This window comes from Paenibacillus sp. Y5S-9 (assembly GCF_036894235.1).
Taxonomy (GTDB): Bacteria; Bacillota; Bacilli; order Paenibacillales; family Paenibacillaceae; genus Paenibacillus.
In genome coordinates this window covers 1,368,787-1,395,764 of record NZ_CP145887.1, presented here as the reverse complement: position 1 = coordinate 1,395,764, position 26,978 = coordinate 1,368,787, and the positions used below count along the sequence as shown (strand labels likewise).

Sequence of the window (26,978 nt, the reverse complement as noted above, 5' to 3'; positions counted from 1 at the left end):
CCGGCATCACCCTTTCCTATCTACTATTTCTGAGATTTCTTTTCTTGTTCAACCGCTTTGTCGAGCAGTTTTTGCATTTTCGGTTGTTGCTGCTTCACATAGTCTGCGGCTGTAATCTTGCCATCCAATACCGGCTGGATGTCCGTGAAGAACAGGTCATACCATTCCGCATTGTACGTGTAGTTACCTGGCAGAGCCCGGCCGTAATCTTCAACGATATCAATGAATTCCTGTTTGTTGGCTGGTTTCGTGGATGTATCTTTGGCCCACTCGTCTGCCATATCAAGCAAGTTCGGAATCTGTACCTTGGCATCTACCAGTTGCTGCATACCTTCCTTCGAAGCTGTAAGGTAATTCACCAATGCAGCAGCTTCTTCCGGATGTTTTGTCTTCGCCGACACTCCGATTCCCAGAGATCCAATCCACGTTGCCGATTTGCCAGTTGACCCCGCAGGGAAAGGCAGCAAATCATAATCGAAAGGCAATTTCTCAAATGTACTCATATCCCATGGACCTACAGGGAAGAAAGCCATTTCACCTTTCATCCAGCGTTGGTACGTATCCAATGTTTGCGCTTCCTCAATGGAAGGTGTAATTTTGTATACATTCTGCATATCCGCGAAGAACTGCAGTGCTTCAGCGAATTTTGGATCATCAATCGTTACTTTTGTTTTGGTCTCATCCAACCAATCTCCACCGTTGCTCCATACAAAGGATTGCAGTGCCCACTGTACGTTGAATCCAGTACCGTATACATCCGGTTTACCATCTCCATTGGTATCCTTGGTCGCTTGCTGGTTCACCTTGATGAACTCTTCCCATGTGTATGGTTTATCCTTGTCAGGGAGTGGGATGCCCTCTTTTTCAAACAACGTTTTGTTGTAGCCCAGTGCAAATGGCCCCAGATCCTTCGGCATACCGTAGATATCACCTTGACCTGCCATTTGGCCGTCATAACGATACAGGTCCACGCCGTATTTCCAGATATTATCGAGATCCACATCCGGATTGTTTTCAATATACGAAGTGAGGTTCATCAGCACATTGCTGTTCACATACGCTTTCACGTCACCCGGATTGATATAAAATACGTCAGGCAAGCTGTTGCCTGTAATTGCCGCTCTCAGCTTGGTTGCATATTGATCCGCAGCCGTTACGATAATTTTGACTTTCACACCCGGATGATCTTCTTCAAATTTCTTGACCACCGCTTGGTATGCTTTCTGCTCGTCTGTACCGCCGCGGAACATAAACGTTAACTCCTTGTCCCCACTTGCACCGCTGCCTCCTCCACAGCCCGCAAGTACCAGTGCACTTACCAGCATAAGAAGCATAAATGTGACCCAACTCTTTTTCTTTACCATCTGAACCCCTCCTGATCTGGACTTGTAACCGTATTCAATTGGATGAAATAAGATTTCTGTTGTTAAATTTATCAAATCCAGATCACTTTAGTCAACACTTTTATAAAACATTTTATATTTATATAAAATAAATTAGTATTTCGGCCAGCCACTCGAGTCCCAAAGCAAGTCATTGATCAGCAATTTAGGATTGCCATTATCCTCTGCATCATAGGCATGTCTTGCGATGACATTGCCATTGTACACGTCCTGACCACCTGGACCTTTCCACTTCACATTGCCTGTATCCAATATCGTTCCGCCACCATTCAGCATATTAACTCCGTTTTTGTCCACATAAGGGCCTGTTATACTGGTCGAACGTCCATAGACCATTTTGTAGGTACTGTTCACCCCTTGGCAGCAAGAATCGATGGAAGCAAACAGGTAATAGTAACCGCCACGATATACAATACTTGGTCCTTCAATTGCACCTCCGTTATTCGGGCGTGCAGCAATGGAAGTTATACTTCCCGTCGGTTTCATCGTGTTTTTGTCCAGCTTGACAATCTTCAGACCACTCCAGAAAGAACCAAAGGCCAGCCATGGATTGCCTGAAGCATCGATGACCAGATTTGGATCAATGGCATTATAATTATTGGCGGTCGTGGTTTGAAGCACCAATCCTTCATCCTTCCACTGCCCTGCTCCAATGCTGTTCGCAGAAGCAAGACCAATCGCAGACCGATTGGAGCCAAAGGTGGAGATTGAATAATAGAGCCATACTTTTCCGTTATACTGCTCTACATCCGGTGCCCATACATCCAATCCGCTTTGTCCCGGAACGGCAGAAGCCCACCAGGATGGCTTACTTAAGAAGATTTGTGGAACACGATACCAGGACGAACCATTATCGGATTTCAATACTTGAATACCCGGGCCGGTTGAAAAGGTGTACCAGGAACTGCCCTCTTTGATAATCGACGGATCATGAACAGCGGTATCTCCGGTCAGATTCCAGAACGCCGCCAAAGCTTTTGACTGACCTGCGAGCAGTAATACCATCACAAGTAATGCCGGTAACGCCAACCGTTTCCACTTAAACCTCTTCACATCGCTTAACTTTTCCAACCCAAACTCCACCTTTCCTGATCAAATGGTTAATTAGGTTCATGAAGTAATGAATCAATTTAGGTATAATAGGATTATAAAAGCGGTTACATTACATTTCAATGGTATATTTCAAATATATGTGAACTGATTAACACTTATTTTAACCGGAATAGTGGACAAAATATAGATTATATTTTCGTATTTACGCTATATACAAGGGTTTTGGCTTCTATTTCTCCACCCTTCCCTTCCATGAGGGAATGATTTATAATTATCTGAAATAAAACATATAAATGTGCAAATGTCTGTGTCGAAGACTTTGTTCAGAACGGGGAAAGGAAATCCACCTATGATTTATATTAAAGATCTGATGTCGGGTGTGAATATCTTCAAAGCGCTCAGTTCGGAAATCCGGATTCAGATCATCGAGCTGCTGGCCAAGAACCAAAGTCTTAATCTCAATGATCTTGCAACCAAGCTGGGACTGAGCAATGGCGCCATCACGATGCATATCAAGAAGCTTGAAGAGAGCGGATTGATCGAGATCAACACCGCCGTTGGCAAACATGGAATTCAGAAGATATGTTATCTCAATGAGGAAAAATTGATGGTTGATCTGCGTTCACAAGAGATTAACAATCGTTATGAGGTGGAAATTCAGGTCGGTCATTATAGCGATTATCAGGCCGCACCTACATGTGGTCTCGCTACCCGGGACAGCATTGTTGGAGAGTTCGATGATCCGCGGTACTTTGCTGATCCACTGCGAATTGATGCGGAGATGATCTGGCTGGCTGAAGGTTATCTCGAGTATCGGATTCCAAACTATCTCAAACCTAATCAGTCCTTTAGCGAAATTCAGTTGTCGATGGAACTGGGTTCGGAGGCCCCTGGCTTTTGTGACAATTACCCTTCGGATATTTACTTCTATGTCAATGGGATTGAGATTGGCTGCTGGACAAGTCCGGGGGATTTTGGCAATACACGCGGTACCTTTAATCCGGAATGGTGGCCTCCGCACTTGAATCAGTACGGCATGCTGAAGCTGATCCGGATTACACAGGAAGGCAGCTATATCGACGGATGCCGCATCTCGGATGTGACGTTGGACCAGATTGGGCTGGATTACAAAAGCGATATTCACTTCCGCATTGCGGTTACGGACGAACCTTTGAACAAACGGGGCTTAACGATCTTTGGTAAAAACTTTGGTAACTATGGACAGAATCTTCTCGCTCGGGTTCTCTATAACGTGCAAGAAGAGTAGAGTCGGCTCTGACTATTCACTCGATATGAAGTTTGATCGATCTGCTAACGTAACTGTTCAACACAACAACAATCATGTTTCTTCGAAAGAGTGCTATCCAGCACTCTTTTTTTGTTTCCTCTCACCGAAGAACTTGTCCAATCATGTTGGAACAAAACATACTGGATGGCATGACTCCTATAGAACCTCTGTAATCCTCCATGTTGTTTACCCTGGCGTGATATAATAATGGCCTGTAATGACAAAATGGAATAACGGGCGGGGATACCTTTTGAAATTGGAGCGATTAATCTCAATCATATACAAACTGCTGAACCACGAAGTATTGTCTGCTTCCACCTTGGCTGAAGAGTTTCAGGTGTCCCCAAGAACGATCTATCGGGATATTGATGTCATCTGTGCCGCCGGCTTCCCGGTCGTCTCCCATCAGGGACTCAAAGGTGGCTACGGCATGATGGACGGATACAAGATGGATAAAAGCTTGCTCGGTTCTTATGATGTAGATTCCCTGATCACAGTTCTGAGCAGTCTATCCACAGTATTCGAAGATGCACGTGCACAAGGCACGATTGAACGTCTGCAAACGATTGGACCGGAGCATCAAACCTCAAGTCTGTCGGTGGATTTGGAGACTCGCCGAACAGAACCTGATGCCCTTCCTCATCTGCGTAAAGGTATTACGGATCATCAGGTTGTCCGTTTTGACTACATCAATACAAAAAATGAACATACACCCCGCCATCTGGAACCGGTAAGACTTCATTTTAAATATCGTAATTGGTACGTATATGGATTTTGCCAGACACGGCAGGATTATCGCGAGTTCCGACTGTCCCGGATGATGAACGTGCAACTGACATCGGTACACTTCCAACCCCACCTTGATCTTCCCCAAGAGACAGTTGTGTCAGATCCGTCATGGCAAGATCAGGTAAGTGATGTGGTATTTCGGGTGAACCCGGAAGCGCTCGCGGAAGCCATGGATCATTTTCAACAAGCGGATAAGCAATTTCACGAGGATGGAAGTATGACGATGCGTATCCAGGTTCATCAACCGTTACAAGCCAAGTGGTTATGGTCGTTTCTACTTGGTTTGGGCAGTGGCGCCGAGGTGCTTGAACCGATTGAATTAAGAGACATTCTGAAAGAACAACTTCGTAACGCACTTAAGCTCTATGAAGAAGTATGACACGCTGTTGTCATACTTCTTTTTTTATAATCATCTCAGTAAGTTAACCCAATCTATAGCCAAATTAAAGGAGACGATCATCAATGAATCATCCGGAACAAATGTATAACTACCACACATGGGCCAACCAAACCATCCTGGGCAGAATCAAGGAACTGCCCTCTTCTGTCCTGAGTCAGGAAGTGAACAGTTCATTTCCAACCATTGCTCACGCACTCAGCCATATCTACGCAGTAGATAAAATGTGGTACGAGGTATTGAATGGCACTGGTATGCCCGAGGCACTGCAAGCATGCATACCACTCAATAGTGAAATTCACGATTCTGTGGATGAGTACATCCAATGTTTTACCGACCTGTCGGCACAATACAGTGAGTGGTTACGAGGCCAAGCTGATCTGGAGCAAACCATTCTACTCGATAATCCATTTGCAGGAGTTCGCGAAACCAGCTTATCGGACATCGTCATCCATGTGGTTAACCACGGAACCTATCATCGAGGCAATGTTTCTACCATGCTGCGTCAATTGGGGCATGCCTCCATCATGAATGACTATTCACTCTTCTGGTATCAGGAACCGGCTCAAGTATAGTTGACAATCGGATGGAAATGTACATTGTATCCCCGTGACGTCGAGGGATGAATTGAGAAATTGGTTGCAGACGCATGGAAAAGTCGAGAAATCTTGCTGGGTAATGATAAGCATAAAACCCGTGCCAAATACCCTGCTGTATTTGGACGTGGTTGAGGAGTCGCTGTGCTTTGGATGGATCGATGGAGTCAAAAAGAAAATATCCGAGACTCAATTAGCACAGAGATTATCTCCTAGAAGGAAACGTAGCTCATGGACTGAATTGAACAAGGAACGTGTCCGTCGTCTTGAAAAGTTGGGCTTCATGCATGACGAGGGTAGAAAGGTTCTTCCTGTTATGGAGCCAAATGCTTTCACTATTGATGGTGTGATCGAACAAAGGCTGAAAGAAGATCATCAGGTTTATGCAAATTTCATGACCTTCCCTACCCTGTACCAAAACGTTCGGATCGATACGATCCAAAGTGTTAAGAATCAGCCAGCATTATTCCAGAGCAGATTGGATAAGTTCATAACCAACACTAAGGAAAATAAAATGTACGGTCAGTGGCATGACAACGGACGGCTTTTGGACTATTGAATTTTCCCTGAGACAGCAGACAGGACCTCCATATGAGGAGGCCCTGTTTTGGTGTCTTATATTCGGTAGGTATTAATGAGTCTGCCTGTATGTTTTGGGAGACTTGCCAAAGGCTTTCTTAAACTGACGGGAGAAATAATTACTGTCGTTAAATCCACATTCATACGAAATTTCCGTGATGGACAGATTCCCGTTTTTCAACAAATGACACGCTTTCTCCAGACGCAACTTTTGCAGATAAGAGATCGGGGTCATCTGATAATAGGATCGAAAAATCCGATTCAGATGCCTTATTGAGATATTCGACTTCCCCGCAATATCCTCTAGCGACAGTGGCTCCAGATAATGATCTTCAATAAATGAAATGGCATTTGCCAGATGCATCAGATTATTACCTTCGATCCCTTTCTCCTGCGTATCATATTGCCTCGACAAATAAACAACCATCTCCGTAAGACGTGAGATCAACATCGTCTGATACCCTTGCTGTTTACTCTGATACTCCTCAATCATGAACGATATCAGCGATTCTACATACTCCAGACTGGAAATGGATAACGCCAATTTACTCGGAAAGGAGTGAATATTACGATAAAAAGGTTCCAAAACAAACAGCGCCTGGAAGCCGTTAGATTTTCTCAGATCGGGCCCAGCCGAAGCAAGCATCTCGGGACTGAACATAATGTTACAGATCCTAAAATCATGAGGGTCTTTATACGCATGATGGGTGTCGCCATTAATCACAAATGCGTTCCCTTTTTTAATAAAAAATTCTTCGGTGTTCACCACATGGGTTGCATGACCACTCAGAACAATGACAAGTTCCGTAAAGTCCACATGATTATGAAGTTCCATGTCTTGGTCGTGCCCACCATACTGAATGAAAAATGGAAACTGTTGATCCGAAGTAAACCATCTCAAATATGCATTACTCAAAAGCATTCCCCTCCGCAAACCATGTTGGGTTGAATGTCTATATCATGCTATTCGAGGACCGAAAAATCAAGGTTGGAAATGATTAAAGACGATATAATCCCCCTTGTAGCAAGGATACATTTCATACGTTCACGTTCAGATCCATATTAAACTCTCGAAATGAATAGGAGCATAAATGATGAAATATACCAATCCGGTGATTCCGGGGTTTTATCCAGATCCGAGTATCTGCCGTGTAGATGAAGACTATTATCTGGTAACCAGTACCTTTGAATATTTCCCTGGTGTGCCCATCTTCCACAGCAAAGACCTTGTGAACTGGCGACAGATCGGCCATGTCCTCACAACAACTGAGCAACTCCCTTTAGCGAACGCAGGCAACTCTGGCGGCATTTTTGCCCCAACACTCCGGTACCATGATGGCTGGTTCTATATGACAACAACCAATGTCAGCGGCGGCGGAAATTTTTATGTACGTAGTGCCCAGCCCGATGGACCATGGTCTGCTCCGATTTTTGTTGATCAGGGCGGCATTGATCCCTCTTTTCTCTTTGATGAAGATGGACATGTGTATTTTCAAACGGCCTGTAACGGCGATGAAGGTGAGGGCATCTATCAATGCGAGATAGACATCACGACCGGAGCCAGACTAACCGATAGCCGATTGATCTGGACTGGAACCGGAGGAGCAGCCCCCGAAGCTCCCCACATGTATAAAATAAACGGCCTCTACTATCTAATGATTGCCGAAGGTGGAACCGAGTATGGTCATATGGAGACCATTGCTCGGAGCACAGAACCATACGGTCCATTTGATCCGTGTCCTCATAATCCGATACTGTCCAATCGGAGCATGAAATCCAGCATCCACGCGACCGGGCATGCAGACCTTGTCCAGATCCAGGATGGAAGCTGGTGGGCCGTATCTCTTGGCATTCGTCCAGCAGGTTACCCCATGCGGCACCATCTGGGACGTGAAACGTTCCTGGCACCTGTCACTTGGACGGACACCGGTTGGCCAGTGATCGGTGTGGACGGACATATTGAGCAGGAGATGACTGGGCCTTTGTTGACTGAGCACCCTTGGTCGCCCCAGGCTATTCGGGATGATTTTGATGAACCATCATTAGGCATGAACTGGATCTTCTTACGTAACCCGGCTCCGGATAGTTGGACGCTCACTGAAAATCCCGGGCAGCTCACCCTTCGTGGTCATTCGGTTTCACTCGATAATGGACAAAATCCAGCCTTTGTCGGGCGTCGATTGAGCCATTTCTTATGCAATATGGCAACCGAGCTACGTTATGAGCCAAATGTGAGCGGTGAGGAAGCTGGATTAACCTTATTTATGAATGATAAATATCATTACGATTTGGCTGTAACACAGGTCGATGGGCAGAAGAAAATCGTATTGCGGCGAACCGTCGGCTCTCTGCGAACCGAACAGGTACTTAACTGTGACAAGGGGCCGGTTGTATTACAAATCAAGGCTGACCGTAATCACTTCACGTTCCTCTACCAGCAAGATTCATCCGATGCCATCGAAGTGGGTTCAGGGGAAACACATCTGTTATCTACCGAAGTGGCAAGTGGTTTCACAGGTGTGATGATCGCCATGTACGCTTATGCTCCATCGGGGGAGTGTACGCCTGCAAGTTACGATTGGTTTGACTATGAGCCGCTGGACCAATAATCGTTATAACTCCTATATTCAGTAGTAGAAAAATATAATATATGATCAGCTAAAATTATCCCCTTAAAGTAGATACTCTTTGAAAAGCCTTGTGTGGTAGCATAAGGAAATGAGTGAACTTTGAGGGGATTTTGCTATAGCTATATCTTTATTACGGATTGCACTGGAATTTATAAAAGAACCATTGCTTTATTAGAGAAGTTCTCCTAGTATTTTTAGAAGGAACACCCCAGCAGTTCCCATCTTGGCAATACCTTCACTGCCCATATGAGAGCGCTATCGCTGCAGCACGAAAGAAAAACGGGAGGTTGCAGATATGAAATGGAATCACTTCAAGTCCAAGCTTCTGTTTAAGTACACCCTATCCTATATCTCCATTTTCCTTATCCCTCTTGTTATTTTAACCATCATTATTTATCACAACGCTGTGGACACGCTCCGTTCAGAGATTGAACAGACCAATGTCAATCAGCTCACTCAAGCCAAAACTGTCATCGATGATCGCATGAAGGAACTCCAAGACATCGCTTTTCGCATCGCCTACGATGAGCAGTTAACGCGGTATTGGACCCACCATCCGTACTATAGCCGGGAATCAATCGGCGCATTGGTCAAATACAAAGCCACCAGTTCCATTATCGATGAGTTATTCCTGTTCTTCCGCGGAGATGATAACATCTATTCTTCTCAAGGTTCTGAGAACCTGGATGTATTCACTGGCCGCTACAAATTTACTACGTGGAACAAAACAGACATGATCCGGGATTTGAATAACGTACAGTCCCCCACGATACGTCCAGCGGAGCAGGTCGTCCAAGGAACCAGAATACCCAATTCCATGCTAGCCTACCTTGTACCGATTGCACCTAACAATACGCCCGCCCATGGAACCGTCATGTACCTGATTCACGAGTCCAATCTGACGGGCCTAATTGATTCCATCCTCAGCGACTATCACGGGATGACTTATATTTTCGATAATTTCGGGCAAGTACTGGCAGCCAATTACAAGGGAGAAATCATATCTGAACAGGAAGTTAACGCTCTGTTTGCTCTTGAACCCGGAACGCACAGCATCTCCTTAAATCAAGAACCACATTCGGTTGTATCCGTTAAATCGGATGCGGGTTGGACTTATGTAACCGCTATGCCGAGCAACCAATTTTTTAGCCGAATCGTTCATATTCGCACCTTTGTTGTTCTAGTTTTCTCCTTCATGGTGGTGATGGGCACGTTCCTCGCCATTATGTTGGCCCGAAGACAGTACCATCCGATTTCAGACTTAATGGAGTTCATTCGGTTGAAAAATGATCCTGATCCATCCTCCACCACCAACGAGCTGGAATGGATCAAGAAAACACTGCATGATTATAGTCAGCGTGTAGATCTTCAGGAGCCCTATGCTCGCAATCATATTTTGCTCATGTTGCTGAAGCACGGTCACACCGGAGATTTCCCCTCTGAGTTTACGGATAAGCTTGGTATACGCTTCAACCGATCCTATTATTTTGTCATGATCATGGGCTGGGAAATGCATGCTTTTCCTAACGGTGATAACCCCGAGCAACCTACTGTCATGCAGCTGATGAACGATGTGGAGCTGCCGGAGTTGTCTGCATATGCTTACGGCGTGGAGCTGCCACAAGCAGACCAATTGGCCCTTATCGTGGGATTCGATGCCGAAATAGAGCATGAAGGTAGACTGAATGCCCGTATGGAGCCTATTGTTGAAAAACTGCAATGGATGGTGACAGAACACACCGGGGTCGCGCCCGCAATCGGGATAGGCAATCGGTACACTTATCCGAAACAGCTGAATCAGTCCTACATTGAAGCCTCGACCGCTCTGGAAGCATCGATGCTGCATGGACAGGGCAGCAGTACATACTTTAACAACCTTTCCGGTTCCGATGTACAGGATTCTTCCTTCTGGGTCCCTAAGGATGTGTTATTAAAGCTGGTTCAGAGCTTAAAACAAGGCAGCTATGATGTGGCGGTTCAGATGGTGTCAACTGCGTTGAATACCCTGAAATCCGAAATGCCATCTGTACCGCTGCTGCGTTGCATCTGCTTTGATATTCTGAATACAATGCTCAAAACCGCTTCGGAGCTTGGAATCCATCATGTGGTTGATCAACTTCCAAGGATCACTTCCTACGACTCGTTGGAGGATTTGGAGAAAAAAATGACAGGTCTTGCCGCCGAAATCTGCGCCCATGTCGAGGCAAAGAGTGAAACGGAAGAAAGCTCCCTGATGGATGAAATTGTTGCTTATATCGATGCCAATTTCTCTGATTATGATCTCAGTCTGGGTACGATTTCATCGAAATTCACGATCTCTTCATCCTATTTCAGTCGTTCTTTCAAAGAAAAGATCGGCATGAATTTCACCCAATATATCTGGCAGAAACGGGTCGATGAGGTCATTCGACTACTGTTGCATACAACCGATCCGTTAAAAGATATCATCACTCGCGTCGGTTATCTGGACACACCAAACTTTATCCGCAAATTCAAAAAAGAAACGGGTTATACCCCAGGGCAATACCGTAAAATGCACCGTCCCAATGGCTCCGCCGATTCCCCTGATGATGATGATGAGGAATGTATTGGATAAAGGGAGATATCGTCTCTGTGATGGTTACATCTCAGAACAGTAAACAATGCATATGAGAGCGAATAACGTGCCTGATTCATAAGACCAAAATAACGCTAACAAGGGTCCGTCCTATACGTCATGCTCATGACTATAGGACGGACCCTTCGTATGTTTTTAGTCCGTTTACATCATCTGACCCGTTGGCTCCCTGAGGTGTTTATTCTATTTTCCCAGCAGAAAAATGATGAAGCCCTTGATGCACTGCACCCAGCAAACGGTGAGTTGGATCACAGCCGTACTCCCAGAACATGATCCCGGCCAGACCTTGCTCCTTTACGTAATCACATTTGCATTGAATCGATTCTTCATCATCATACGATATGAGGCTGGACCCATTAAACAGAAACGGTGCACTGGCTTCTTCATCCCAATAACGGGTGTAACCATTCTTGTTGATGTACTTCGCTTCCAGTTCGGCAAATGATGGTCCATATCCGCCTGTACTACCGGCCATTTGATGAAGCCCGTGGTTTCGGTCAGGAACCTCAGTCCAGATCCGTGAATAGAAGGCGGAACCGATCACAATTTTATCCTTCGGAACACCGGCGCGAACAAACAGGTTCACGGAAGCATCCGTACTAATTCGAAACAAATCTCCGGTTGGCGTGTACAGATTCGTATGATGTCCGGTTAGAACCTGAAAACCGCCGCGCATATCATAGGTCATCAACTGCACGTAGTCCAGATACTGCTGCACCTCAACCATCTCTGTACCATCAACGTAGTATTGATCGGCCCCTGCCGCAATGGTGAGCAGATAATGACGACCATCCTCGGCTCCCTTGACATCCAGTGACTCCCGCATCTTCTTGAGTAACAAGGTGAAATTCCGTTTATCATCAGGGCTGGATGCAATACCGGCTTCACCGTAACAAGGATACTCCCAATCCAGATCAATCCCGTCAAAAGGAAATTCCTCCAGCACCCTAACCGCCGATGTAGCCATACTGTCCCTCCCCGCCTGTGTTGAGGCGGCTTCGGAAAAACCGCCAGCGCTCCATCCGCCTACAGACAACAGCACTGTAAGATTCGGATGCTCCCGCTTGATGTTCTGGATAACGTGACCGTTTTTTAGATGCTCGGTTGTTATTGCATCATTCTTGACATGTCCGAAGGCTACGTTCAGATGTGTTAACTTCAAGAGATCCTCATGTGTCATGTCGGGGAGAACTGAATCAACAGCATAACCGGCAGCAATATATTTGGTCACTCTCTTCACTCCGATCCGTTCGATGATTGAGATATCGCAGCAGCAATCTGCAAGGCTTCCTTCCCGGTACCAATCTTGTACCCGGAAGCCGAATAACGAACTTGATGCTGAGTATCCAGCACGAACAGATGTGGATAACCCGCTTCGTGAGCAGCAGGCTTTGAATTGAAGCTGGACAATGAAGCATAACTGGAATCTCGTACAAAAACCGTGCGTACAGGCAGCTTTGGATAACCAGCAGCGTCAAAGGCAGCGTTCCATTCCATATCTCCGATCATGAGTACGATGGGTATACCCAGCTTATCCAGCGGCTCTGCCAGCTCACACAGTTCACGAATCAGATGTTTGGTCGGTTCCCGCTCCGGTTCAATCCAGGTAGCAATGGCACCCTCCGATCCCAGAAGTTCCTCCAGTTCTACCTCTGAACCATCCAGACGGGTCAAAATACTTCCTGGTGCCAGTTTACCCAGTACAGGAATATCAAACTCAGTCTCGCGATAAGACAATACAACCTCAGTTGTATCTCCGGCGTTCACGGTAAAGTAAACGAATCGTACTTTTGCCGTTCCATCTTTCAGACGAATGCCTGTCGTTAAGCGATAAGCGCCTGGTTCAACCTCATATGGCTCACTATAGACATCTGTACTGCCATAAGGATAAATCAACGTCTTGTAGACGCCATCTTCCAGACGGGCAAACGAGAAATTTTCAAAATAAGATGCTTCTGGTGTATCCTGCGGAACTTTTATATCCCCACGAAGTTGGAGCATTCCCCAGCTTGTGCTCTCCTGAGTTAGAGGTGCGGTAAGACTAAACACTGCATCCTCCCAGCCTTTGTCACTTAGATACTGTGGTTTCTGAGCGCTGGGATGTAATCGGGCCGGAATACCCAAACTGCGACATACAGCCACAAACAAAATATCTAGCGACTGAGAGTCTCCCTTCATTAGACTAAACGTCCCTATTGGATTCCCTTTGCCTTTTAGATTAGGAAGATCTTCATAGTATTCATATTGCTGTTCCAGCATTCGGGCAATTGTCGAGGGATTCTCCCTGAACGCTGCCGCCTCATCTGCCGAAAAGGCATTTTGGAATACACCTCGATAAGGGACCAGCATCTCATAGGAGATCCGCGGACACAGGATGTATCTCACAAACGTATCTTCCGCCCATGATCCTTGCTGCGAGAGTGCACCGATCAGATGATCGTCCAGCGTCTGGCGAAAGGTATCAATTAAATCTTTTTCATTCATCGACTCCAGCAACCGGAGCGGCCACTCACCGTATGGATTGGAACGTTCCTCTAGGAAAGCTGCAATTTCCCGGCTGTTCCCCCGTGCCTTGCGGAGAACATCCCATACTCGCACTGGGGGCAGTCCAACCCCTCTAGCTAACAAAACAGCTTCCTCCTCACTCAAGAAGGTGTCCTCGTACCCGCCGCGGGTCTGCGCTCCTTCCTCCAGACGACGATTGTGAATCTGGATCTTCTCTTCCGGTAACACAATCACGGCCTCTCCCTCCCTTTCCGGAGGAGGAACCATATCGAAATCTACAATCCCTGTAGGCTGCTCTGATGAGTTCAGCACAAGCTCTATAACCTTGTTTTCCTGAGCCTTAAATAGGATCTCACTCCACTTGCCGCCGCTGACCGCACGAATCAAAAGGTCACCACAGCCAGTCTTAAAGGTCGCTTCCCCTTGTGCATCCGTCCTAATCTCGGCAATTGGATAAAATTCAGCCGTATTGTACAGCTCAAAGCGGACGCTCGCGCCGGGTACGGGCTCTCCCTGCTCATTTTTCACCTTCACATAGATGTTGCGTGTTGGCGCATAGTTCTCAAGCAGATTAATCTCCGTATATCCCTTTTCGGAGAGCGTAATATCCTCTGGGCCGGGATAGTCGGCATAGATTCTTGTATTAATCAGCATGGCCCTGCGGGCTGGCGGACTAAACCACCCTTGGTTCAGACGGACTTCCGGCTCGCATGCACCGATGTAATACCATTGACCATCTGCCCAGGCTTCTACCCAAGCATGGTTACTATCACAGTGAGCCCAGCGCGGTGTGTAGACCTGACGGGCAGGTATACCGATGCTGCGAAGAGCGGCCACCGCCAGCGTGGATTCTTCGCCGCATCGACCACGAGCATTGCGGATCATCGTCAGCGGGGATATCGTGCGCAGATCGCTGCCTATATAGGTCGCTTTTTCATGACACCAGTAATTCGTCTCCAAAATGGCATCTGCCATGGATAAGTTCGTAGTCCGCTCGGCTAATTCGTCATACAATAAGCCGCGGTAATCTTTAATATTTTCCGTATTTATGCGATAAGGCAGTACAAAATGAAGGAACAAATGATCAGGAACGCGTTCTCCCCAAGGCACACGTTTACGGGTGTCCAATGCCCGGCTCACATGACTCAAGAACAAGTCCCCGTTATAATCAGCCATGTCGTTTACCGGCATATAGGCATAGACATACTTCAACGCCCAAGTCTCTTCTTGCGTTAGCTCCTGCTGAAAAATATGAAACAACTCCGTTTTGCGGGCCTCTGCAAAACGTACCTTCTCCTGGAACTTTTGCTCGATCCTCTCCAATGACTGTGCATCAAGGGAAAATACCAAGGTTTGGCTGGTCATTGCGTTCTCACTCCTTCCACAGCTTTCCGTCTTCCCGAATACAGATCAAGGCCGTTCCGTCCAAAGACGGCGCAGTAATCTGGAACAGGCTGCGAGTCGTTTCAATAACAGGCTCACAGCTCCACGATTCCTCACCCATAAGCAACTTCACATCTTGGGTAAATTCACCATGCTTTTCATAATAATTACGTTCACGGTAATAAAGCTTGCGAAGCTCCCATTTGATTCGTTCGTCTTCAGGCAATTCAAATGACTGATCCGTTCCGTCATCCGAGAATACAACATAACCCCATAACTCCGGGTAATGCATGTTGATAATGCCCATAGGTGACCACACCCAGTTGTCCTCGGGATAAGGTTTACCCGTCTCTGGATTCAATACCTTGCGGTACTCATCGTCTTGCACTTCCGTCTGCCACTCCACACGCGAGAAGTTGACACGCCAGAACTCACCCGGCGCAGGTGGACGGTTTCCTTCGGCACATTCCTTTAGACTGGCCCAGGGAATCGCGACTTCCACGCACCATTTCCGGTTCTCTGCACCAGGTCTGTTCAGTTCCCCATCGATATATACGGCTGTCTTGAGACCGCTAATATCCCAACCGTTAACCGGAGGCCCACCATCCCGATACGGCTTCACTAATAACAGGTCCCATACCGTATTGAGCGCATTGATCTCGAACTCATAATATTGATGGGAATCCCCGTCGGGATCGATAAAAATCTCAAAGTCATTGTCATAAAAAATAACGGAATCACGTTCAGTCAGGGTAGCCCATATCTGATCTTCAATCAGCTCGGCAGCAAAATAAAAATAGTCGTCATCCCACAGCATTTTTACTCGTGTCTGTTTCTCTGGCTTTGGACGAAGATCCCCTTCGATATCAACGAAATCCTCCGTCCAATGGGCCGCATCCCAAAATGCCTTATCCACACGGCCATCTAACACCAGTGGTTCCTGCGCACGCTTGCATATATAATGTTTGGGAGCATACTCAATCCTGGGTTCTGGCACTCCACTTCGGTTCATGTCACTCTCTCCAATTCGTAAGGGAGGGCATGCATCTATCGGCACATGCCCTCCCCGTAATGGTTAGTTATGGGTGACAACGGCTCCAGCGCCGCCGTACATTTCCAGCTCCTCATCAAATTCGAGCTTAAGAACGGTCACCTGTTCATGTGTATCCTTCGAGGTCATCTTAATCCAAGTTGTTCCCGGGATATTGAACCAAGGCACGCCCCCATGAATCTCATGATTAAGCTCTTTGCTCGAATGCAGCACGGTAATTTTCTTGATCGGATTGCAGAGCCCCTTGATGCACACATTCTCTTTTGGATCGTCATACACAAACAGGTAAAGCGTCTTTCGATCCTGGGATACCGTGCTTCCCCCCAGATAATAGCGAGGCATAATGCCTTCACCCGTTCCGAAGACGGCCTCTTCATGGGTTCGGATCCATGCTCCCAGCCCAAGCAAAATATCCTCCTGCCTCTGATCGATGGTGCCATCTTCACGCGGACCGATATCCAGCAACATATTACCACCCATGGAAATGCAGTCGCAGAACATTCGAATGATCTGATTCAGGGATTTATATTTATGATCGGTTGGCACATAACCCCATGATGTGTTAATCGTGGTGCAGAATTCCCAAGGTCCCTCCGGTCTTGTGATCGGAATGCCCTGCTCAGGCGTTTTGTAATCCCCATAACCTTGAAGGCGGGAGTTGATGATGATATCCGGGTTAAAAGATTGCAGATAATGCTTGAACTCCGGCAGATTCCACTGCTCGGCACTCCGTTCCCAATCCCCATCAAACCACAGCAGATCCACCTTTCCGTAATTTGTTAAAATCTCTCCGAGTTGATGGTTATTAAATTGCAGGAACTTCTGCCACTTTGCCTGATCCTGAACGCCGTCCACAGGACTTGAATGCCGGTTGACACTACTGAGATCCTCCGGTACTTTTCCACCTTCATACACGCTAGGATAATCCGGGTGTGACCAGTCAATGAGCGAGAAATACATCCCCAGATGAATGCCCTTTTCCCGAATCGCTTCCGCATATTCCTTCACAATGTCACGATTCGCTGATGTCTGTTTGACAACATTGAGATCACTATATTGCGTATCCCATAACGCCACGCCATCATGATGCTTCGTTGTCAATACGGCATACCGGGCACCAGACTTCTCAATCAAGTCCGCCCACTTCTCAGCATTAAATTCCGATGCCGTAAAACCATCCAACTGTTTCATATATTCTTCATAGGATATTCTGCCATTATAGAAGGACCAGGATTCCGCAATCCCGTCCACCGCATAGATGCCATAGTGGATGAATATCCCCAGTTTGGCTTCTTCAAACCATTTCTGCATAACGCTCCACACCTCCCCCGAGAATTCTTATATGTGAAAAATTTAATGCAGCTAACATTATTGAAGCTAACTGCTGTCTTTTTGCATGGGATGTATCTCGATAGGCTTTATTGCCCCGAATTCCAGCGGTCATATGCCCCCTGATACAGTTCGATGATACGGTCACTGCCCATTTTCTTCATCTGTGCAATGTACTTATCCCAGTTCTCAAGTGGTTCCTGGCCGGTCACAAACTTCGCTTCCATCTGTTTAACGTACGTATCCAGATCAGACAATAGAGCGGTTGCTTCGCTTTGCTCTTCATTCGTCAAATAAACGTTAGGAAATGGTGCTTTTCCGATAGGTACCAACTTCTCTTGATTCTGCTGGTCAATCCACTCATCAAATTCGGTGCGTAGACCCTTAGCTACATCCGGATCATTAATACCCGGTGTCAAGATACCAAAGTTCGGCGTGATTTTACCCCGGTATTCCTCACGATCACCGCCGCCAGGAACGGGGAGCCACTCTTTTACGTGATTTTCCTTGTCCTTGAATTGCCATAACACACCTTCCGGACCTTGATTGAACAGAGTCGCACCTTCATAGCTGTATAAGTAATCGATCCATCGCATCGTCGCCTCGGGTGACGGGTTGCTGCTCGTAATAGCAAAAGTACCGCGAGCCGACATGCCCGGATGCTTGCCGTATACCGGAGAATCTGCCACCTCGCTCTTCACCGGTGTCATCAGCGGATGATCCGTGCTAGGCTCACCGCCGAGCGTGAAGTATGGATGGTAATCGTTGAACAGTGCAAGTTTGTTGCTTTCACCTTTTGCTTTTTTCTGATCACCTGTTTGAGAGAAGGTCTCATGATCCAGCAAGTCTTCCTTCCACAAGCGGTTCATGAATGTAAGATAACCTCTGTAGCCCTCTTCTTGATAAGGATAGTGAACTTTACCGTCCTTATCGGAATAGATGCCTTCGTTGTACATTCCCCAGAAGCCGAAGAAAAACATGCGAAGATCATCCAGTTTCACAGAAGTAAGCGGAATTTCATCTTGCTGGCCATTGCCATTAGGATCTTCTTCTTTTACACGCTTGAGATAGGTATACAATTCTTCCGTGGTCTTAGCCTCTTCTACGTTAAGTGCCTTCAAGAATTCCCCGTTGTACCACATTGGCCCTCTATACCACACAGCCGCTTTATCAATGAATGGGAGTGCATACATATGTCCATCTGGTGTTGTAAATGATTTGCGGACATCCGGGTTCTCATCGAGTATCTTTTTGATATTTGGTGCGTAACCTTCGTCAATGTACTTTTCCAACGGGATCAGGATGCCCTGGCTGCCATAAGTCACCTGTTCGGCTGGCTTGAGGTCCGCAGCATAGAACATATCCGGCAAGTCTCCGCTCGCGAAAACCAGATTTTTCTTCGTTTCAAAGCTGTCGATCGGTGAAAGCTGGTACTCCAGCTTGATGCCCGACAGTTTCTCCATTTCTTGCAGCACAGGCATGGTGCTCCAATCGGCCACGCCCGCATCCTGGGACATGACCTTTAACGTTAGTGTTTTGTCTACAATGGGGAAACCTTCTTTTTTGACCCCCTCTACTTTGGAGGTCGTGCTTCCGTCTTCATTGGTTGAACCACAAGCTGCAAGCAATGTTGCGAATAAGGTGAGACAGAGTGTAATGGATGAAGCCTTACGAAGCTTTTTCATGACAACAACTCCCCTTGTTTAATGTGGTATATGGATTAAGATCATCCCTTAACGGAACCGATCATAACACCCTGTACAAAGTAACGCTGGAGGAATGGATACACCGCAATGACCGGTAGGGTGGCAACAATAATGACAGCATATTTGACCAGTGCAGCGATCTCCGCTTTGGTATTCATCGCCGTTGCTGAAGACGTATCGATAGCGCCTCCCCCTTGAGCCGCCATTTCTTGAAGCACCAGAATCTGGCGCAGAAAGAGCTGCAGCGGGTACTTGGAAGAATCATTCAGATAGATCATGGCACTAAAATAGCTGTTCCAGTGTCCGACTCCATAGAAGAGCGCCATCACTGCAATGATTGGCATGGAAAGCGGGAGCACAATCTTGATGAACAATCGAGTGTTAGTACACCCATCAATATGCGCCGCTTCCTGTAACTCCTTGGGAATGGTCGATTGAAAGAACGTCCGGCATACGATAATATTCCAGATGGATGCAGCCCCGGGCAGAATAAGTGCCCACATGCTGTTCACCATACCAAGATCCTTAACCAGCAGGTAACTCGGGACAAGCCCTCCGCCAAAGAACATCGTTACCATAAACATCGCCATGAAGAATCCACGTCCCACAAAATCCGAGCGGCTGAGCGCATAGGCTGCCGGTAGTGTAACAATCAGGTTAACGATGGTGCCTACAACGGTATAGATAATCGTATTTTTGTACCCAATCCAGATGTTGGTGTTCTCAAACACCCGGGCGTAACCTTCAAACGTAATCCCTTTTGGCAGTAGCCACATCTCACCGGAGGCTACATATTTGGGATCACTGATTGAAGCACTGATGATGTATAACAGCGGATACAGCACAATGATGAGCGCTACCGTCAGATAGATGTAATTGCACAATAAGAACAATTTATCACTTCTGCTTTCTTTCACAGCGGATGACATGTGTATTCCCTCCTTTTACCACAGGCTGTTTTCACTGGTGCGGCGTGCAATCTGATTCACGGTAATAAGCAGAATCGCATTAACTACGGAGTTGAACAACCCCACCGCCGTAGAGAAACTGTACTGCGCATCGACCAGACCGGATCGATAGACAAATGTTGAGATGACATCGGACGAGCCCATGTTCAGCGGATTTTGCAGCAGCAGGATTTTCTCGAATCCGACGCCCAGAATACTGCCCATATTCAGAATTAACAAGATGGTGATCGTAGGGATGATCGCTGGTATGTTAATATGCAAAATCCGTTTGAACCTGCTCGCACCATCCACCACAGCCGCTTCATGCAGTTGCGGGTCCACACCCGATAGAGCGGCAAGGTATATAATGGTGCCCCAGCCTGCACTTTGCCAGACTCCCGACAGTACATACACTGTTTTGAACCACGCAGGGTCCGTCAGGAATTGAGGGGACTGAAATCCAAGGGCCTGTACCAAATTGACAATCATGCCTGACGAGGGTGATAAAAAGGTAATGATCATCCCCGACATCACAACAACCGAAATGAAATGCGGTGCATACGTGACGGTCTGCACAGTACGCTTGAAGAAGGAATCCTTCACTTCATTGAACGCTAACGCCAGAATAATCGGCAGTGGAAAACCTATAGCCAGCTCATACAAGCTGATGCTAAGGGTATTCCATAGTAGATCCCAGAAATAATACGAATTGAAGAAACGGATGAAATGATCGAATCCGACCCATGGGCTTCCTGTGACACCAAGCGTTGGGATAAAGTTTTTAAATGCAATTTGTATGCCGTACATCGGACCATAATGGAATATCAGAAAGTATAAAAAGGCTGGCGCAATAAACAGATACAACTCCCAGTTCCGAATCGTCCTTCTCCATAATTTATTTTTCTTACTGCTCGGATTGGTGTATACCGATAAGTTTTGCGATAAGGCGGACTTCCCATCTGGTTGCATCAGTTGTTTCCTCCTTTTTTTGGTAACGCTTACATACCGAGTTTATGGTTCATTGCCTAATCCGTAAATATGCCATTTCAATCTTCACTTCTAAAATCACGGAATATACTGTTACAACAGGGGTTTACACTTTTGTTGCCAGCTTGTCATTGTCATTTCGGGGTTGTAAAACATGTAGAATTTGACCTATTTCCCTCCTGTAGTTGTCATTGAGAGTTTCATCACATGAACCTGAAAGATATCGAATCTGAACTTAGGTTAGAAAACAGACCTTAAAGTCAAAATCCACATATACGCATTGGACACGGTATTCAAGTCTACAAGCATCATACTGAATTCTAAGGATTGCAGGTTTCAAGGTTTTACCGATGTGATTCAATGTTATATTATCTATCATACATCTCTCGCATACTACAAGCCTGTAATGGCTTGCCTTTATTCTATATTTCTCCTCCCTCTTTCGTATATATGTTGTTTTTATCTTGCCTTCATAATACAAAAACGCTTATAAACACTGGAAATATGGAGTCATATATGTAGATTTTGCACAAGGTGTGAAATCTGAAAACAGTAGATATTTCGGAAAAGACCATTAAAAAAGCCATTCCGCTAACACGAACTGGCTTTACAACCTAAGCAGATATCCATTTCATTCATAAATTATGACATAATTAATTACACTACATGTAATATAAATGATCATATAAAAACCTGTGTACAGTTTCAACTCAAATAAAAAACCACTCTCCATACATATATGGAGAGTGGTTTTGAAGATTCACATCCGTTTTAACCATGTTCAGTTTATAGGGTTTGCAGTGAATTTACTTACCAGAAGGTTGAGCTTCTGCTGTATACCCTGTTGGGATATCCGTTTCTGCAGTCACATTTGTGATAACCATCGGATACATCATGTCCGGATCAGGTTGAATAATGGAATAGAGCACGATAGCGCGTCCATCCTTCTCCAATTTCACATCATCAATCTTCAATCCATAACCAGGGTGCGGCATTTCAGCACTGAGTTTAACTTTGGTTGTTTTGTCATCAACCTTCGTCGTTGTTACTTCAGGTACAATCGCTTGTTGGCCTTCACCTGGAGTAGTTGGAGCTGGCTCTGTCGAGCCGCCATTGCCGTGTTTATCCACAAATTCAAGTGCATTGAAGATCATGCTTGCAGCCTCCATACGGGTAAGCGACTGATCTGGACGGAAGTTACCGTCCTTATCCAGTTCAATGATGTTCATGTTCAGCAAGTTCTGGACTGCAGATATGGCGTCCTTACCGATTTTATTTTCGTCCTTAACAAGATTATACTTCATGATGACCGGATAATTCCCGGTTGTGTTAATGCCTTCATGCAGCAAAATAACAAATTGCTCGCGTGTCATCTTGCCTTGGGGATTCAATTCTACCGGAATGGACAGTCCATTCTGAGTAGCGGCCTGCACCGCATCGGCATACCACGTATCCGGACTGATTTTATTCTGAGCGGATGCTTCCGCAAATTCATTTTTCAGACCAAATGCGTTCACAATCAGTTGAACACCCTGTGGCTCGGACAATGCGAGATCTGGACGGAACAGATCCGCTGTTACTCCGCTAACAATGCCTTTTGATTTCAATGAATCCACAATCGACTTCTGACCTTCATCCTTCACATCTGTGAAAGCAAATACCGATGCACCTCCTGCTGTCAAAGAAACGCAGAGCGCAAGTGTTGCAGCCAAACCTTTTTTATGTTTCATTTCCTGGCACCTCCATATGATTAGTAAAGCCTATTTTTTACCTCTTCATTCCTACAGACGGCATACCCACGAAAAATGTTTCAGTAATTTCGACATCTGGTGAATACAACACGGGAACACGGCATAGAGCTCCTTTCCGACGTCGCTAATCCGATCACCTGCTTTTTGCTAACTGGCTTCGTTGACATCCCATCGGATTAGCGCAAAAATAAGAATAGAGAAATCTATCGGATGACGGATAAACAACGAACTAGATCGCATACAGTAAGAGGGCACGACGCGCTAATAACAGGTGTCGGCCCTTTTCTTGACTTCACCTGCCTGAACTGACTTCACCTATAACAAAAGGAGAACAACGCTTATGTCCAAGAAAGGATTACTTCGCGGTTATGTTGTGTCGAACTGGCCTGTTTATCTGGTTGCTGTTCTTCTGATTATTGCCTCCAATGTCGGGCAAGCATCCCTGCCCCGGATACTCGGCAGCTTCACGGATCAGTTGATGCAGAACACGCTTCAGATGCAGACGGTCGTAAGGTACAGCCTGTCTCTTTTGGCTATTGCCATCGGGTATAATCTGCTGTTCGGTACCGGGCAATTCATGATTATGAAGCTCGGTCGACGCTTCGAATTCATGACGCGTGAGCGTATATTCAGTAAGTTTTCCGAACTTAGCGAACATTATTTCTCCAAACAGGGGAACGGAAAGCTGCTCAGTTATGTCATGAATGACGTTACTTCCGTACGTGAAGCGATATCTAATGGCGTGACACTCATGACCAATGCCACCTTCCTGCTGTTGTCCTGCATTGTCATGATGCTGCTTAGCGGGATTCCGTTGACGCTCATTCTAATCAGTGTTGTTCCTTTGCTGGCGATTCCATTTCTGGTCGTGTTTTTTGGTCCGCGGATTCGCAAGCGCTCTCGCGACGTGCAGGAAGCTCTTGCAACCATGACGGAATCAGCAGAAGAGCAGCTGGGTGGCATACGCGTAACCAAGACGTTTGCCATTGAAGACAGTGCTCGTGCACGCTTTGGAACTACCGTCGATGCAATCAAGAGCAAACAGCTTCGACTGGTTCGTCTGTCCTCGTTGTTTCAGGCTTTGCTCCCGCTGCTGGGAGCTATCTCATTGGTCGTTTCTCTGCTTGTCGGAGGTATTATGACCATGCAGAATTCTATTACACTCGGGAGTTTTGTCGCCTTAACCTTATATCTGCGCATTATTATGGGACCGCTTCAACAGATCGGCAATGTTATTAATACCGTTCAGCGCTCAGGCGCATCACTGGAGCGGGTGAATGACCTGCTCAGCGAAGTAGCGGATGTACGTGAACTTCCTGAAGCGACAGCGCTCCAAACCGTACAAGACATCACGATGGAGAATCTAACCTTCTCCTACCCTGGCAGTTCATCTCCTGCTCTCAAAAACATTCAACTCAATATCCGTGCCGGGCGAACGGTCGGTATTGTAGGCAAGACCGGGTCAGGTAAAAGTACCCTCGTTAAGCTATTGCTGCGTACATATGAACCACCTGAAGGAACGATTCGCATCAATGGTACCGATATTCGGCAACTGTCGCTGGAAAGTCTGAGATCGCGCATCGCCTATGTCCCTCAGGATGGTTTCCTGTTTAGTACCACCATCCGGGATAACATCGCATTCAGCGACCGGGAAGTATCGCTGGATACAGTGGAACATAGTGCACGGCAGGCCATGATCTATGATAATATTGTCCGTTTTCCCGACCGCTTCGATACCCTACTTGGCGAACGAGGACTCACGTTATCAGGTGGACAACGGCAACGTACAAGTCTGGCGAGGGGATTAATCAAAAAGGCGCAGCTTCTCATCCTGGATGACAGCATGAGCGCGGTTGATGCCGTCACCGAGAGTGGTATTCTGCGCAGTTTGCGTGAAATCGGCAAGGGCAAAACCACATTGATTATCTCTCATCGCATCAGCGCGGTCCGTCATGCGGACGATATTATCGTGCTGGATGACGGACGAGTCGCTGAACAGGGAACACATGCTCAGCTGATGGCTGCCAAGGGGTTATATGCGGCCACCTACCGTTTGCAGGAGGAGGGATTACATCATGTCTAACTCTAACGCCGAACTTCGCCCAGATGCAGAAGACGATCAGAGTAAACGAACTTCGTTTAAAGCGATGATGGCATACGCCAAACCGCATAAATGGGCTTTTGCCGGTATCTTCTTCTGTTCACTGCTTGGCATATCCGCAGATCTGCTGCAACCCTATCTGGTGAAGATCGCCATCGATGATCATCTGGCCGTGGGTCAGACCAGTGTGGGCTTTCTCGTTCAGCTCGCAGCCATCTTTCTCGGGCTGGCTGTCATCAGTTTTATTTTTACCTATATCCAGAATAATCTGTTGCAGCATGTGGGACAGAACATTGTATCCCGGATCAGAAAGGACCTATTCAAACATATCTCCAAAATGTCCATGTCCTTCTTTGACCGCTTTCATATCGGCAGTCTGGTCACGAACGTATCCAGTGATACGGAGACCATCAGCAGCTTTTTCACGCAAGTACTGCTCAGTCTGATTCGAGATGGTATGATGCTGGTGCTCATTATTGTCTTTATGTTCCAGCTTGATCCTGTACTGGCGAGTTACTCTCTGATCGTCTTGCCTGTCATTGCGGTTGTTGCGGTGTTATTCCGTAGTCGACTGCGGAAAGCTTATCAAAATGCTCGTACCCGGCTTTCCCGTCTGATCGCTTTTACGGCGGAGAACCTGTCCGGCATGTTCCTGATTCAGGCTTTTCACCAAGAAGAAGAACAGAAGAAACGTTTCTCGGAACAAAATGCGCTTCATCTGAAAGCCAACATTGCTCAAGCCCGCTCCAATGTCATATTCAACCGGACGTTTGATATCCTTGGCAATGCAGCACTGGTCATGATGGTCTGGCTTGGAGGTCGCGCCGTACTGGGTGAGTCCCTGCAAGTCGGAGTATTGTATGCGTTTATCAGCTATATCCGCCAGTTCTTTCAACCGATTAACCAGATTACGATGCAATGGAATACATTCCAGTCCACGACCGTATCCATGGATCGCATCTGGAACATTCTGAATACACGGCCTGAAGTTGCCGATCCTGAGCCTAGGATAGCCTCCTCGCTGGAACCACAAAATGTGATGGGCCAGATTGATTTTAATGATGTGTCGTTTGGTTATCGGGCAGACCGGCCCTTGATCCAGCAGATGAACCTGCACCTCTATCCGGGTGAAATGGTAGGTATCGTGGGCACAACGGGCGCTGGCAAAAGCACACTGATCTCCCTGCTCAATCGCTTCTATGATGTAAACAAGGGCAGTATTGAGATTGATGGTACCGATATTCGGTATCTGCCGCAGGCTAAGCTTCATCGGATCGTGGGTCTGATTCAACAGGAACCCTTCCTGTTCTCCGGTTCCATCATTGATAATGTGAGAATGTTTCGTGAGGATATTACGCGAGAGCAGGCGATTGAGGCCTGCCGGTTTGTCGGAGCACATGCCATGATTTCACGTTTGCCTCAAGGATATGATACGCATCTATCCGAACGCGGAAGCGGACTATCCGCCGGGGAGCGGCAGTTGATCTCCTTTGCCCGGATCGTGGTGTTCCAGCCCCGAGTGCTCATCCTGGATGAGGCAACCGCCAATCTGGACTCACACACGGAACAGCTTGTGCAGCAGGCGCTGGAATCGGTATCCCAGGGACGCACCACCATTGTTATTGCCCATCGTCTGTCCACGGTGATGCATGCCGATCGAATTCTAGTGATGGAGAATGGTGAGATTGTGGAGGAAGGCCCGCACAAGGAACTAATCGCAGCCAAAGGTGTGTATGCCGACTTGTACACCCATGCGCGTGATGCAGGTAAAAATTCAGCTATATCAGGGTAATGAACCTGAGTTATAGTAAATACAGAACGTTGAACATGCCGCTCTGCTCATGCAGGCGGCACGTTTGGCATATT

The 26,978-nt window shown here is 46.6% G+C and carries 19 protein-coding genes; 8 read left to right on the top strand and 11 right to left on the bottom strand.

Annotated features, from left to right (window positions below; all coding sequences use genetic code 11):
• Positions 1-23: 23 nt before the first annotated feature.
• Both V6669_RS06065 and V6669_RS06060 read right to left on the bottom strand, forming a co-directional pair.
• Positions 24-1,364 carry a sugar ABC transporter substrate-binding protein gene (locus V6669_RS06065; RefSeq protein ID WP_338591762.1) on the bottom strand — a complete coding sequence of 447 codons (1,341 nt, stop codon included), beginning with the start codon at positions 1,362-1,364 and terminating at the stop codon, positions 24-26.
• Between the two features lie 132 nt (positions 1,365-1,496).
• Entirely contained in the window at positions 1,497-2,408 is a 912-nt protein-coding gene (locus V6669_RS06060) for a glycoside hydrolase family 43 protein (RefSeq protein ID WP_051154000.1), read from the bottom strand.
• 397 nt (positions 2,409-2,805) lie between these two features.
• Between V6669_RS06060 and V6669_RS06055 the strand changes: the two genes are divergently transcribed.
• From V6669_RS06055 to V6669_RS06040, 4 genes are all read left to right on the top strand, one after another.
• Positions 2,806-3,723: a winged helix-turn-helix transcriptional regulator gene (locus V6669_RS06055; protein WP_036668788.1), complete on the top strand. Its 918-nt coding sequence runs from the start codon at positions 2,806-2,808 to the stop codon at positions 3,721-3,723.
• A gap of 271 nt (positions 3,724-3,994) precedes the next feature.
• Positions 3,995-4,912, top strand: coding sequence for a YafY family protein (locus V6669_RS06050; RefSeq protein ID WP_338591759.1), 918 nt, complete (start codon positions 3,995-3,997; stop codon positions 4,910-4,912).
• A gap of 83 nt (positions 4,913-4,995) precedes the next feature.
• A complete protein-coding gene (locus V6669_RS06045; RefSeq protein WP_338591757.1) occupies positions 4,996-5,505 on the top strand; it encodes a DinB family protein in 510 nt (169 codons plus the stop codon).
• Between the two features lie 52 nt (positions 5,506-5,557).
• On the top strand, positions 5,558-6,085 hold the full coding sequence (locus V6669_RS06040) for a YdeI/OmpD-associated family protein (RefSeq protein WP_338591755.1): 528 nt from the start codon (positions 5,558-5,560) through the stop codon (positions 6,083-6,085).
• Positions 6,086-6,157: 72 nt separating this feature from the next.
• Here V6669_RS06040 and V6669_RS06035 read toward each other — a convergent pair whose 3' ends face one another.
• A complete protein-coding gene (locus V6669_RS06035) occupies positions 6,158-7,021 on the bottom strand; it encodes a helix-turn-helix domain-containing protein (protein ID WP_338591753.1) in 864 nt (287 codons plus the stop codon).
• A 178-nt stretch (positions 7,022-7,199) separates the two neighbouring features.
• Between V6669_RS06035 and V6669_RS06030 the strand changes: the two genes are divergently transcribed.
• Together V6669_RS06030 and V6669_RS06025 are read left to right on the top strand one after the other, a co-directional pair.
• A complete protein-coding gene (locus tag V6669_RS06030) occupies positions 7,200-8,714 on the top strand; it encodes a glycoside hydrolase family 43 protein (RefSeq protein WP_338594855.1) in 1,515 nt (504 codons plus the stop codon).
• A 316-nt stretch (positions 8,715-9,030) separates the two neighbouring features.
• Complete coding sequence (locus V6669_RS06025) at positions 9,031-11,331, top strand: helix-turn-helix domain-containing protein (RefSeq protein ID WP_338591751.1); 2,301 nt, start codon at positions 9,031-9,033, stop codon at positions 11,329-11,331.
• Between the two features lie 199 nt (positions 11,332-11,530).
• Here V6669_RS06025 and V6669_RS06020 read toward each other — a convergent pair whose 3' ends face one another.
• From V6669_RS06020 to V6669_RS05985, 8 genes are all read right to left on the bottom strand, one after another.
• A complete protein-coding gene (locus tag V6669_RS06020; protein WP_338591749.1) occupies positions 11,531-12,583 on the bottom strand; it encodes a glycoside hydrolase family 18 protein in 1,053 nt (350 codons plus the stop codon).
• Positions 12,584-12,588: 5 nt separating this feature from the next.
• The gene (locus V6669_RS06015; RefSeq protein ID WP_338591746.1) at positions 12,589-15,222 is read right to left on the bottom strand and encodes a transglutaminase domain-containing protein; all 2,634 of its coding nucleotides are present in this window, start codon (positions 15,220-15,222) and stop codon (positions 12,589-12,591) included.
• A gap of 7 nt (positions 15,223-15,229) precedes the next feature.
• Positions 15,230-16,252 carry a carbohydrate-binding family 9-like protein gene (locus V6669_RS06010; protein WP_338591745.1) on the bottom strand — a complete coding sequence of 341 codons (1,023 nt, stop codon included), beginning with the start codon at positions 16,250-16,252 and terminating at the stop codon, positions 15,230-15,232.
• Between the two features lie 63 nt (positions 16,253-16,315).
• Entirely contained in the window at positions 16,316-17,602 is a 1,287-nt protein-coding gene (locus V6669_RS06005) for an alpha-L-fucosidase (RefSeq protein WP_338591743.1), read from the bottom strand.
• Positions 17,603-17,709: 107 nt separating this feature from the next.
• A complete protein-coding gene (locus V6669_RS06000; protein ID WP_338591741.1) occupies positions 17,710-19,305 on the bottom strand; it encodes an extracellular solute-binding protein in 1,596 nt (531 codons plus the stop codon).
• Between the two features lie 41 nt (positions 19,306-19,346).
• Positions 19,347-20,255, bottom strand: coding sequence for a carbohydrate ABC transporter permease (locus V6669_RS05995; protein WP_338591739.1), 909 nt, complete (start codon positions 20,253-20,255; stop codon positions 19,347-19,349).
• Between the two features lie 15 nt (positions 20,256-20,270).
• Positions 20,271-21,242, bottom strand: coding sequence for an ABC transporter permease subunit (locus tag V6669_RS05990; RefSeq protein ID WP_133386662.1), 972 nt, complete (start codon positions 21,240-21,242; stop codon positions 20,271-20,273).
• An 824-nt stretch (positions 21,243-22,066) separates the two neighbouring features.
• Positions 22,067-22,990, bottom strand: coding sequence for an S-layer homology domain-containing protein (locus tag V6669_RS05985; protein ID WP_076319033.1), 924 nt, complete (start codon positions 22,988-22,990; stop codon positions 22,067-22,069).
• Positions 22,991-23,351: 361 nt separating this feature from the next.
• On the opposite strand from V6669_RS05985, the gene V6669_RS05980 reads away from it, so the two are divergent.
• Together V6669_RS05980 and V6669_RS05975 are read left to right on the top strand one after the other, a co-directional pair.
• Positions 23,352-25,094 (top strand): ABC transporter ATP-binding protein, encoded by a 1,743-nt coding sequence (locus tag V6669_RS05980; protein ID WP_338591730.1) that lies wholly within the window; start codon positions 23,352-23,354, stop codon positions 25,092-25,094.
• The gene (locus tag V6669_RS05975; RefSeq protein ID WP_338591728.1) at positions 25,087-26,904 is read left to right on the top strand and encodes an ABC transporter ATP-binding protein; all 1,818 of its coding nucleotides are present in this window, start codon (positions 25,087-25,089) and stop codon (positions 26,902-26,904) included. The genes V6669_RS05980 and V6669_RS05975 overlap by 8 nt, the downstream gene beginning before the upstream one ends.
• Positions 26,905-26,978 lie beyond the last annotated feature (74 nt).